Origin of the sequence: Rhizobium sp. AN5 (genome assembly GCF_900215255.1) — a bacterium.
In the GTDB taxonomy this organism is placed as follows: Bacteria; Pseudomonadota; Alphaproteobacteria; order Rhizobiales; family Rhizobiaceae; genus Agrobacterium; species Agrobacterium tumefaciens.
Window position 1 is genome coordinate 30,589 of record NZ_OCMJ01000001.1, and the last position, 9,358, is coordinate 39,946.

Here is a 9,358-nt window from a genome sequence, read left to right on the forward strand (position 1 = left end):
AAGAATAATGGCCGTCGTTACGATCGCCCGCAACGCAGTCGTCGCCCAGCTCCGGGAACCGACGAAGGAAGTGAAGAACTTCGTCAACAATCTCCTGTCTTATCAGGTCGAGGGCGGTCTCGGTTTTTCTGGCACCGCAAGCTTCTTCTCGATCACCAAGAATACCTATCCGGCCGGCTTCGCCTACCTGGTCAAGTCGGAACTGGAGAAGATCGGCCACACGGTCTACGAGGTGTTCAAGCCGCACGCTGAGCCGCTTGGGCCCGAGAACCCGATCGTTGATGAGTTCGGCAATGATAATCCGAACTACGATTATCAGATGAAGGCGCTGCGCCAGGTCGAAAAGCACGGCGCCGGCATCATTCGTGTAGCAACGGGCGGTGGCAAGTCAAAGATCGCCAAGATCATCATGGCGCGCTACCGGCGCATGACGCTGTTCCTGACCACGCGCGGCATCCTGCTCTACCAGATGGACGATCAGCTCCAGGAGATCGGGCTCAACACCGGGCAGATCGGCGACGGCGAAATGAAGTTCGTGCGCGGTGTGAACCTCGGCATGGTGCAGACGCTTGTCCAGGCGTTGGAAGTGCCCGACATCAACGCCGAGATCCGCGCTGTCGTGAAGTCCCAGCACCTGTCCAAGAAGGGCAATGCGGAGATGACCCGCGAGCAGATCAAGGAGCTTGCCCAGATCAAGTTCGACAGGAAGACCAAGCGCCGGGACGCGATCATCAAGTTCCTGTCCCTGGTTGAGGTCGTGATCGGCGAAGAAGCCCACGAGGCGGGCGGCACCAGCTACTACGAGATCCTGCGTCACTGCAAGAATGCCACGATCCGGGTTGCACTGACGGCAACGCCCTTCATGAAGGACTCTGCAGCCGATAATATGCGCCTGATGGCAGCCTTCGGCCCGATCCTGATCGACATTCCGGAGTCGCTCCTCATCGAGCGCGGCATTCTCGCCAAGCCCTATTTCAAGTTCCGCGACATCGAGGCGCCGAAGGGTCTGCACAAGTCCTCGCCGTTCGAACGCGCCTACACGCTGGGCTACGTCAAGGAGACCTCCCCTCTCCACAAGGCGATGGCCGAGGATGCGCTGATGGCAAAGACCTACGGGCTCCCGGTGCTGACGCTGGTTGCGCGCACCGAGGCCGGCGATAATATCCTCGATCTCTATTCGAGGCTCGGCTTGAAGGGCGTCTTCCTGCGCGGCGACGACGATCAGAAGGTGCGCAAGGCCAAGCTGGCAGAGCTTGCGGCTGGCACCATCGATTTCGTGATCGGCACCAAGATCCTCGACGTTGGTGTCGACTGCCCGGCGATCGGTCTAGTGCAGCTTGCAGGCGGAATGAAGGCCGAGGTCGAACTTCGTCAGCGTATCGGTCGCGGTTTGCGCTATAAGAAGAAGGGACCGAACGTGACGTTCATCGTGGACTACTCGATCAACCTCAACAACACGCTGCGCGACCATGCCAGGAAGCGCGAAGGCATTGTCCGGGCTACGCCTGGCTTCGTTGAGGGCATCCTGGGTGCCAACGATAACCTCCCGTGGGAAATCTTCGAGCGGAAGGCCATCGCAGCATGAACGTCAACCCGATCCACTTCTTCAACGAGCGCGGACATTCTATTCTGTCCGCAGACTACCTGCACGCCGAGAACCGTCGGCTGCAGGAGGAGGTCTGGGAACTGGAACGCAAGGTGCGCTCCTTGTCCATGCGTCTATCGATGCTGGCCTCTGACGACGACGAGGAACAGCTATTTGCCTAGATAGCTACCTAGACCGATAGCTATTTGCGCAATTGCCCTGCTGCTTCGCTATAAGTAAGTAAGTGCTTACTTAGAACCGGAGACAGCTTACATGAGCATTCCCAAGATCATTGGCCTTTGCGGGCATCCGACCAGCGGCAAGACGACTGCTGCCGAGATCATCAATGAGGTCTACGGCCACGAGATCGCCGACGACGGCCGTCCGCTGCGCATGATCGCCATCAACTATTTCGGCCTGACGCCCGAGCAGGTGTTCACGCAGGAAGGCAAGCTCGAAAAGGTCACGCTCAACGGTCGCGAGTGGACCGTGCGCGAGATCTTGGGCGAGATCGGCAATGCCTTCGAAGAGAAGTTCGGTGGCGACATCATCCCGATCATGAGCCACAACGCATTGCCGAAGGGGCAGTCCGCGACCTTCGGCTCTGTTCGTCGTGAACAGGGTAAGTATTGGCGTGACCGCGGTGCGCTGATCCTTGAGATCGTCAATCCGGACGTTGGCCCCTCCCCTTACGAGTTCGACCGCTATAACCCCGAATATGCCCATTACCAGATCCTCAACGACGGTCTGTCTCGCGGCCTGTCGAAGGACGAAGCGCGCAAGGATCTGATGGGCAAGCTGGTCGAAGTCATCGGCCGGGCGCACTGACCATGCAGGTGTGGTTCAAGAACCGCAAGGTTGGGGATGCCAAGGTTGGCACCCCTTCCCCTGGAATGCGCGAGATCCGGATGAACATTCCGGTAGTGCCCGCTTCGACGGGCTATCGATCCGCTGTCGATCCTGCTCCCCCGCTCAGGGTCGAGAGGATTGCTCTGCCGCTCGATGTCATCCGCGTCTCGATTGACAATCTCCAGATCAAGAACGAAGGCGAGGGCTTTGTTGATGCGGCCTTGGCGCGCTATGACGTGCGGCGTTCCGACTGCGAGGAATTCACTGATTTCCAGTGGGACGCGACGGTCTTTCAATACAAGATCATCCGGGTCACGCTTAGCCTGCTTGAGGAGATTTTCGATTACGACTGGTTCGAGCCGGCCGACGGAGAGCGTGATCCGCTGTTCTACCAGGACTTGAACGTGGCCCGCTTGAGCGCACTCAGCGCGAATATGGGACCTATTTCTACGGGTCAGATCACCCTCAGCAGCGGAATTCGTCTCAACGTCCGGTCTTAGCTATAGACTCTGTTAACCTGAATCAGGTAGCCCTGTAGCCATCCATTTAGATAGCTACATAGGGACATAGACATATGGCTGACCTGATCATAGCCTGCCTGTCGCAGAAGGGTGGAGTTGGCAAGTCCACCCTCGCCCATCTGATCGCCAGGACTTATGCCGTCGCCGGGTGGTCTGTCATGATCGCCGATTTCAACCTGACCCAGCTCACATCGGTTAAATGGTCGCGCACCAGGGAAAAATCTGGCATCGAGCCGAAGGTTCCCGCCGAGGCTTATCACATGCCAAGCGCCCTGCCCCGCGAGGATAGCAATCTCGTGGTCGCCGACGGCCGGCCAGACTCTGACCAGACCTCTCTCGACATCGCCCGACTGGCAGATGCAATCGTGCTCCCGACCGGGTTGTCGATTTTCGACCTTGAGCCGTCGCTTGCGTTCGCCAAAGAACTCGTGGCCAAGGGTGTGAACCGCGACAAGATCATTTTCGTTCTTTCCAAGGTGACAGACTCGAAGCTCGCGGTCTCAGAGGCCAGAGAATATCTGTCGGAGTTCCGGGTGGCGCACCAGACGCTGGAGCTGAAACACTCTTACATGAAGTGTCAGAACCACGGCTATGCGCTCTCCGAAGTCCATGGACTAAACACGGCGCGCCTGGAGGAGATAGCTGACCTCGTCGCAGCCGAGATCGTTGATGTAGTGAGCAAGTCGCAGGAGGCAGCATGACGGCCGAAGCAAAAACACGCGCAACCCCGCCCCCTCCTCCCAGAAAGCAGTCGTCGTTCCTGGCGCCGTCCGCAACTGAGGAAAGGGCCGAGGCCGCAAACAACATGAAGGCCGAGAAACTCGTCGGCATGACTTTCAACATGCCGCGGGATTGGCACACGCGTTTCAAGATGACCGCGGTTTCGCGAGGACTCGATATGAAGGAGTTCCTGATGGAATGCTTCGCGACTTGGGAGAAGGCCGAGCGGGAAAAAGCCAAGTAGCTACCAAGCCACATAGCCAGATAGACGAAAAGGCCGGGTCAATGCCCGGCCTTACTGTTTAGCTGCGGCTGGAGAACCAGCGCTGGACCCTGCGGCTGAGATAATAGACGCCGTCGACCACATGGGCGTAGAGCCAAAGGGCGAGACAGAAGCCGGCCACACAGGCCAGCACGATCGGAATGATGATCGCGGCGTATGCGATGACTGCGGCCACGAGGATGAAGCCGAGGATCAGATTGAGGAGATGGAAAACGTGCGGCATAGCTGGAAAGCTTTCTGGCTAGGTAGCTACTGAGCTACAGGCGTCGAGGAGAGGGTGGCTCCGGTCGAGAAACCCGATAGATCCAGCGGGAGCTGTTCCTGCGGCTGATCGGACGTGCGAGGCTCGTGAAGCGGCAAAGCAGCGACAGGGCCACCGCACATAGTGTCGCACGCGATTGCCACCTCGACGGCCTGCACTGCGTCCTGGAGAGCATGCCAGGCGCCAAGTGCATACTTCTTGCCCGAGCCGACCGTAAACACGTCACCTACGAGCGGGCCAGCGCGATAGTATCCGTCGCTGTAGAGGAAGACTTCGCCGTTCGGCTTTACCAGGAGCGCTTCGATATCGATGTCGCTCGGGGCGTAGTCATCGAGTTTCTCACCACGGTCGATCCAAGCCTTGAATGCTTCCGGAGCGCCGGGCTGGGCCGAGGACATGCCGAGGAGCGAGCCATCCCAGAGACGGTGGATCTTCATCTTGTTTCCAATCGGATGCGAAGATCCCGAATAAGCACGGGTATCGGCGGCCATGAGCTGACGCTTTGCGTCGTAGACGATAACGGACATTAGGAAAGGTCTCCGGTGATGCGCTTCGGCTGCATAATGGCCCGGTTGAGGCGGTAGAAGGCGTCTTCGACGTGACGGCGCGCGATCTGCACAGAAGCCTGATCGATCTCCTGGCTGCCACGATTGCGGACATGGGCGTCGACGCGGCGCAGAACCTTCTCTTCGAGAACCTTGTTCTCGTTGACCATGTCGATCTTCCACTGCTCGACCTTCTTGTCGTAGCCGACGACAGGCAAGCCAGAGTGTCCGGCGATGGGAGATGCAGCCATCTGGCTAGATAGCTCGGTAGCTACCTGATGAACGTCGGACTTCTCGGCGTCGCGCTGCTGGAGCGCGTCGGAATGGATCTGGGAGGGATCGTGGGTCATGAAGCTCTCGAAGCTGGCGAGTGAGTAGGGAATCGAACCCTCGTCTGCGGTTTTGGAGACCGGTGCTCTACCACTGAGCTACACACCCCGATTGAACTGGTCCGCAGGGAGAGAATTCGCACTCCCACAGCGCTAAGGCGTCTGGTTTACAGCCAGATGGGCTCACTCATGCCCAGCCTGCGGTCCTATGAAACTGGCTGGATCGGCAGGCTTCGATCCTGCGACCACCTCATTAACAGTGAGGCGCTCTACCAACTGAGCTACGATCCAATGCTGGTTGCGGGAGCCGGACTTGAACCGACGACACCTGGATTATGAGTCCAGCGCTCTACCAACTGAGCTATCCCGCGTAAGCACACTAGATCCATACCACTCCACCGTAAATAAGTAAACACTTACTTACAATTAGCTATCTAGCTATTTAGCTTATGGGCCTTCGCCGAGTGAAGATGGTGTCACTTTCGAGATCAGATACGGACTAAAGTCGATCTGTCGACCGTCGTGGAACCAGGAGATAATCTGGTTGGACCCGGTCGTGCACACTTGAAGAATGCGAAATGCATGATCGGCTGTGAACTGCTTTTTCGAGCCGAAGACGCTGCGCAGGAGCAAAGTGTCGAAGGAGGAGGTGAACGCGTATTCTATTGCGAGTATCTCAACCCTTTTGTCTGCTTCAAGCCAGACTTTAAAGGCGTCAAACGCGGTGTGCAATCTTCGAACCGGGGTATCCAGACCATCAAAGTCCTTATCGCTAGGATATGAATCCTTGTCGATGTTGAGCGAGATAAGCCAGCTCCGGAATGGTTGCGCTGCGACACATGCTTCGCTTAGTCCTCGCAGCAATTCCTGGAAGCTTTCATTCTTGTTCGGGGAGTTGATTGCTCGTTCCATCGTCCGATACTGCATCAACGCAATTGTCCCTGTGCCGGCGGTCGCAATCGCCGAGAGAACAGTCGCTGCGATCATTAGATGTTCGCCTAGGCGGCTTCGGCGCTTCTCCCTTAGGAGCTCCTCACGGTTCTTCCGCTCGTCATTCCGCGGCCACGGTCTGATGTGTGTCTTCTTCATGTCTGGCAGTTCCCAACCCTCCTGGCGTCATACCACGCGTCGGTAGAGGAGGATAGGAGCACCGGACATCTGCCCCGGTAGCGGTCTAGACTGGTAGCTATCTGGCTATCTGGCTAGGTATGGGAGGTTACATTCGCCGGAACGTCGCCAGTGCGGAAGGCATCCCCATCACGTCGCTTGTTCCGATCTAAGACTTCGATAAAGTCTAATCATCGAAACGAACAAAGCAAAACGCAACGTTTCGAGTAACGCAACGCTCTAATGAAGAAAGAGAAACACAATGTCTAACGTATATCACTCTGCAATCGTCGCACGTCTCGCAACTGCACTTGATAACAATTGCAGCGCGTCTAACGAAAAGAAGATGCGCAAGCTTTCTAACATGCTTGCTAACGAAAAGCTTGCATCTATGCTTAAAGATGCAAACGTAGACGCAGAACGCTTTACACGCGCTATCTACGCTTGTGAAAAAGTCGTCAAGTTTGCATCGCAAGCTATCGCTTTGAATGCGAAAGACTTGAATGAAAACACGTATGCAATCTTTCGCACTGCGATCAACTGCTACAAGCACGATATCGCACTGACACAGAACATGATCGAAGCGAGCATTTCGCGCGATTTGACAGTCGATGATAGCGTTAAGCACGTCGTTTACGTTCGCAATCTCATTCAGACGTCTGAAACAGTGCAAGCGCAGACACAAACGTCGCGTGACGCGCTTTTGACGCTCAACATCATCGAAGCACGCGCAGACATGAAAAACGCGTATAGCGTCAATCTGACGACGCTTGCGCAAGCTCTCTGCGATGCGTTCAAAATCGATGCAACGAAAGTCGAGATCGAAGAAAGCGACGAAACAGAAAGCGAAGCTGCATAAGCAAAAGCTAAACAAGAGTGAGCGCGAATAAGCGCTCACTCAATTAGCAACTGACCGCGGGCGCCTCCCGCGCGGGTCTAGCCATATAGCCACATAGCTGCCATTCCGCAAACTCGCCAGGATCGTCCCTAGCGAGTCTTTTGCGTTGGCGAGTGTCCTTGGACCCACATGGCGCTCCGTGGCTGCCCTTGCCCTCCTCTGACCGCTTGCGCCTAAGCCGAACCCTGTCACAGGGTTCGGCGGGCCCCTTCCGTGCCCGCGCCCTCCCGCCATACGGGCGGTCCCTAGACCCTAAGCCGTTCCCCAACCCCGTAACCTCCCGGCACGCCCACAAACAACCGCAGCACCGAAGCACTGCGGTTGTCGCTAGGCGTCAATCGTTAAGCGGCTGCTGTCGCGCCCATCATATTCAAGATATGGGCACGCTCGGCTTCGTCACGCTCACGCTTCTCGCGGCGCTGGGTGGCGAGAATGGCAGCTTCTGCACGGATCTCGCGGACACGCTCGATTGCGCGCTTGAAGAACTCGTCAGGCGACATGACGGTCTGCTGTGCGGCGAGCTGCTGAAAGCGATCGGCGTGCTCTTTCAAGACGCGGGCGAGGATTGCGTGCTTCTTGCTGTCAGCAGGCAGCTTGTGGTTCTGTGCTGCTTGCACGATGTCGAGAGACACAGCGGCTTGAGCGATCTGACGGTTCATGAAAACTTCGGTGACGTAGGACATTTTTGTGCTCTTTCGTTGCTGTTACGCGCTTCGTTCTGCGCATTTTTAGATTACTAGCTAGATAGCTACGTAGCTACAGGATTACACAGGCTTTACGACGGGTGCGTATGCGATGGCGATGTGAACGACGGCCAGGATGAACAGGCTTATGGCAGCAAGCCCGGCGAGATCCTTGGCGCTGTCAGTGACGATTTCGAGGAGAGTGCGGTCGTTGTGCATGTGATGCTCCATTGCGTTTTCGATGATTGATCTTCGCAAATGCTGGAGCAGGGTGTCTCGCGGTGATGCACGGTCTCCCACGGGTGGCCGAGGATGGCCGGGAGAGGGCAGGGTGGCCGGGCCTGGCCTGTTCCTGCCGGGCCGCGGAGCCCGTCCCCTATGCCGTAACCGCAGGCATCCCGTCGATCCCTTGATCCTAAGCCGTTCCCCGACCCCGTGCCCTTAGATGTGCCCAAAAGAAAAGGCGCCGAAGCGCCCTTCCCTAGCTAGGTAGCTATGTGGCTATGCAGCCTTGCGAACAACCTCTTCGAGGCGGCGCGTTGCAGGCGTGTCGGTCAAGGTCCACACCTCCTGGCCGCGCGGTCCGCTGTTCGTCACGATGCCCAGCGTCTTGAGTGCGGTCATCGTCGAGGACTTCTGGGTCGAGGCGGTGTTGGCGCTGACCGTGTGACGAACCAGATGCTTTGCGATCGCCCGGTCAGCCTTGATCTTGTCGGACACGGCGCACAGTGCAGCCTGTCCCGTGAAGGGAACGCCGGCATCCCGGAAGTTGAACAGGCTCATGACGATCGCGCGGTTGATGGCGTTCTGCATAAACCCGCCGTCGAGTGCTACGATCAGGTCATTCACCTTCTGCAGGGCGTAGACGTTGAACTTCGAGCCGGTCGAGACCTCGCGGTTGATGAAGGACGGATCGATGTCCATGGCGAGGAAGATACCGGCAGCGCCGATGGTCGCCATCTTCTTCTCCTCGGCTTCGAGGTTGGGGATCATCTTCGAGGACAGACCCGGCTGGGCCTTCTCGAATTCCTTGCGCTCGGTGAACTCGGTGACGATCTCGTCCTTCTTCGCCTGCTTCTCTTCGGGCGTGAAGTTGGTCTTGAGCGTCTTCAGGTCGCCGGGCACATGCTCGACGGCTTCGAGCTCGACCTCATCCTGGCCGGCCGGTTCTTCGTCAGTGGCCTGGCCGGCATCAGCATCGGTCGTGGCCGCTTCCAGGGCGGCGAGCTCAGCGGCCGCGTCGGCTTCCGCTTTCTCCTTGGCAGCCAGCTCCTCAGCCTCTGCACCCATCTCAGCGACGGCGTTTGCAGCGGCGTCAAAGAATTGGGCCATGTCGAGCGGTGCAACTTCGGTAGAAACTGCGGTGTTCTTTGCGTTCTTCTTGGTCATGATGGTGTGTCCTTCTTGCGTTGCTTGTTATTCGAAAGCTTTGTGCGTTTCGATGATTAGACAATAGCAAAGCAAATCTTGGGTGTATCGAGGACAGGGAAGGGCAGGAGCAGGCTTTACTGCGGGCGGGATCCGAGGCCCGTCGCTAACCTTAGCCGGAACCATGGAGCGCCACGGAAGACCTTGG

The 9,358-nt window shown here is 57.5% G+C and carries 14 protein-coding genes and 4 tRNA genes; 7 read left to right on the forward strand and 11 right to left on the reverse strand.

Going from position 1 to position 9,358, the window contains the following annotated elements:
• The first annotated feature begins 7 nt into the window (after nucleotides 1-7).
• The 6 genes from CRP02_RS00165 (at nucleotide 8) to CRP02_RS00190 (ending at nucleotide 3,919) form a co-directional block, all read left to right on the forward strand.
• A complete protein-coding gene (locus CRP02_RS00165) occupies nucleotides 8-1,585 on the forward strand; it encodes a DEAD/DEAH box helicase (protein ID WP_210200288.1) in 1,578 nt (525 codons plus the stop codon).
• On the forward strand, nucleotides 1,582-1,767 hold the full coding sequence (locus CRP02_RS00170; protein WP_097169792.1) for a hypothetical protein: 186 nt from the start codon (nucleotides 1,582-1,584) through the stop codon (nucleotides 1,765-1,767). Before CRP02_RS00165 ends, CRP02_RS00170 begins: the two co-directional genes overlap by 4 nt.
• A 91-nt stretch (nucleotides 1,768-1,858) precedes the next feature.
• Nucleotides 1,859-2,413, forward strand: a complete 555-nt coding sequence (locus CRP02_RS00175; protein ID WP_097169793.1) for a hypothetical protein — start codon at nucleotides 1,859-1,861, stop codon at nucleotides 2,411-2,413.
• 2 nt (nucleotides 2,414-2,415) lie between these two features.
• On the forward strand, nucleotides 2,416-2,934 hold the full coding sequence (locus CRP02_RS00180) for a hypothetical protein (RefSeq protein ID WP_097169794.1): 519 nt from the start codon (nucleotides 2,416-2,418) through the stop codon (nucleotides 2,932-2,934).
• 74 nt (nucleotides 2,935-3,008) lie between these two features.
• A complete protein-coding gene (locus tag CRP02_RS00185) occupies nucleotides 3,009-3,656 on the forward strand; it encodes a ParA family protein (protein ID WP_097169795.1) in 648 nt (215 codons plus the stop codon).
• Complete coding sequence (locus CRP02_RS00190; protein ID WP_097169796.1) at nucleotides 3,653-3,919, forward strand: hypothetical protein; 267 nt, start codon at nucleotides 3,653-3,655, stop codon at nucleotides 3,917-3,919. The genes CRP02_RS00185 and CRP02_RS00190 overlap by 4 nt, the downstream gene beginning before the upstream one ends.
• A 58-nt stretch (nucleotides 3,920-3,977) precedes the next feature.
• Here CRP02_RS00190 and CRP02_RS00195 read toward each other — a convergent pair whose 3' ends face one another.
• The 8 genes from CRP02_RS00195 to CRP02_RS00225 all read right to left on the reverse strand — a co-directional run bounded on the left by CRP02_RS00195 (nucleotide 3,978) and on the right by CRP02_RS00225 (nucleotide 6,081).
• Nucleotides 3,978-4,181 carry a hypothetical protein gene (locus CRP02_RS00195; RefSeq protein WP_097169797.1) on the reverse strand — a complete coding sequence of 68 codons (204 nt, stop codon included), beginning with the start codon at nucleotides 4,179-4,181 and terminating at the stop codon, nucleotides 3,978-3,980.
• 26 nt (nucleotides 4,182-4,207) lie between these two features.
• Entirely contained in the window at nucleotides 4,208-4,657 is a 450-nt protein-coding gene (locus tag CRP02_RS00200) for a peptidase S14 (protein ID WP_143539282.1), read from the reverse strand.
• Nucleotides 4,658-4,746: 89 nt separating this feature from the next.
• Nucleotides 4,747-5,115: a hypothetical protein gene (locus tag CRP02_RS00205; RefSeq protein ID WP_097169799.1), complete on the reverse strand. Its 369-nt coding sequence runs from the start codon at nucleotides 5,113-5,115 to the stop codon at nucleotides 4,747-4,749.
• 14 nt (nucleotides 5,116-5,129) lie between these two features.
• Nucleotides 5,130-5,203, reverse strand: a tRNA-Trp gene (locus CRP02_RS00210).
• A 9-nt stretch (nucleotides 5,204-5,212) separates the two neighbouring features.
• Nucleotides 5,213-5,298 (reverse strand) — tRNA-Tyr (locus CRP02_RS27370).
• Nucleotides 5,299-5,309: 11 nt separating this feature from the next.
• Nucleotides 5,310-5,385 (reverse strand) — tRNA-Asn (locus CRP02_RS00215).
• Nucleotides 5,386-5,389: 4 nt separating this feature from the next.
• Nucleotides 5,390-5,465: transfer RNA gene (locus CRP02_RS00220), tRNA-Met, on the reverse strand.
• Between the two features lie 76 nt (nucleotides 5,466-5,541).
• Nucleotides 5,542-6,081 (reverse strand): hypothetical protein, encoded by a 540-nt coding sequence (locus CRP02_RS00225; protein ID WP_143539283.1) that lies wholly within the window; start codon nucleotides 6,079-6,081, stop codon nucleotides 5,542-5,544.
• A gap of 382 nt (nucleotides 6,082-6,463) precedes the next feature.
• Between CRP02_RS00225 and CRP02_RS00230 the strand changes: the two genes are divergently transcribed.
• Nucleotides 6,464-7,060, forward strand: a complete 597-nt coding sequence (locus tag CRP02_RS00230; RefSeq protein WP_143539284.1) for a hypothetical protein — start codon at nucleotides 6,464-6,466, stop codon at nucleotides 7,058-7,060.
• 380 nt (nucleotides 7,061-7,440) lie between these two features.
• Here CRP02_RS00230 and CRP02_RS00235 read toward each other — a convergent pair whose 3' ends face one another.
• From CRP02_RS00235 to CRP02_RS00240, 3 genes are all read right to left on the reverse strand, one after another.
• Entirely contained in the window at nucleotides 7,441-7,782 is a 342-nt protein-coding gene (locus CRP02_RS00235; RefSeq protein WP_097169802.1) for a hypothetical protein, read from the reverse strand.
• Nucleotides 7,783-7,863: 81 nt separating this feature from the next.
• The gene (locus CRP02_RS27375) at nucleotides 7,864-8,001 is read right to left on the reverse strand and encodes a hypothetical protein (protein WP_179783887.1); all 138 of its coding nucleotides are present in this window, start codon (nucleotides 7,999-8,001) and stop codon (nucleotides 7,864-7,866) included.
• Between the two features lie 282 nt (nucleotides 8,002-8,283).
• Entirely contained in the window at nucleotides 8,284-9,171 is an 888-nt protein-coding gene (locus CRP02_RS00240) for a hypothetical protein (RefSeq protein WP_097169803.1), read from the reverse strand.
• Nucleotides 9,172-9,358 lie beyond the last annotated feature (187 nt).

What these genes read in the sequence shown, in the direction of transcription:
- CRP02_RS27375 (WP_179783887.1), bottom strand. Translation starts at nt 8,001, where the DNA reads ATGCACAACGACCGCACTCTCCTCGAAATCGTCACTGACAGCGCCAAG.
- CRP02_RS00240 (WP_097169803.1), bottom strand. Translation starts at nt 9,171, where the DNA reads ATGACCAAGAAGAACGCAAAGAACACCGCAGTTTCTACCGAAGTTGCA.
- CRP02_RS00195 (WP_097169797.1), bottom strand. Translation starts at nt 4,181, where the DNA reads ATGCCGCACGTTTTCCATCTCCTCAATCTGATCCTCGGCTTCATCCTC.
- CRP02_RS00200 (WP_143539282.1), bottom strand. Translation starts at nt 4,657, where the DNA reads ATGAAGATCCACCGTCTCTGGGATGGCTCGCTCCTCGGCATGTCCTCG.
- CRP02_RS00185 (WP_097169795.1), top strand. Translation starts at nt 3,009, where the DNA reads ATGGCTGACCTGATCATAGCCTGCCTGTCGCAGAAGGGTGGAGTTGGC.
- CRP02_RS00230 (WP_143539284.1), top strand. Translation starts at nt 6,464, where the DNA reads ATGTCTAACGTATATCACTCTGCAATCGTCGCACGTCTCGCAACTGCA.
- CRP02_RS00165 (WP_210200288.1), top strand. Translation starts at nt 8, where the DNA reads ATGGCCGTCGTTACGATCGCCCGCAACGCAGTCGTCGCCCAGCTCCGG.
- CRP02_RS00190 (WP_097169796.1), top strand. Translation starts at nt 3,653, where the DNA reads ATGACGGCCGAAGCAAAAACACGCGCAACCCCGCCCCCTCCTCCCAGA.
- CRP02_RS00175 (WP_097169793.1), top strand. Translation starts at nt 1,859, where the DNA reads ATGAGCATTCCCAAGATCATTGGCCTTTGCGGGCATCCGACCAGCGGC.
- CRP02_RS00170 (WP_097169792.1), top strand. Translation starts at nt 1,582, where the DNA reads ATGAACGTCAACCCGATCCACTTCTTCAACGAGCGCGGACATTCTATT.
- CRP02_RS00235 (WP_097169802.1), bottom strand. Translation starts at nt 7,782, where the DNA reads ATGTCCTACGTCACCGAAGTTTTCATGAACCGTCAGATCGCTCAAGCC.
- CRP02_RS00225 (WP_143539283.1), bottom strand. Translation starts at nt 6,081, where the DNA reads ATGATCGCAGCGACTGTTCTCTCGGCGATTGCGACCGCCGGCACAGGG.
- CRP02_RS00180 (WP_097169794.1), top strand. Translation starts at nt 2,416, where the DNA reads ATGCAGGTGTGGTTCAAGAACCGCAAGGTTGGGGATGCCAAGGTTGGC.
- CRP02_RS00205 (WP_097169799.1), bottom strand. Translation starts at nt 5,115, where the DNA reads ATGACCCACGATCCCTCCCAGATCCATTCCGACGCGCTCCAGCAGCGC.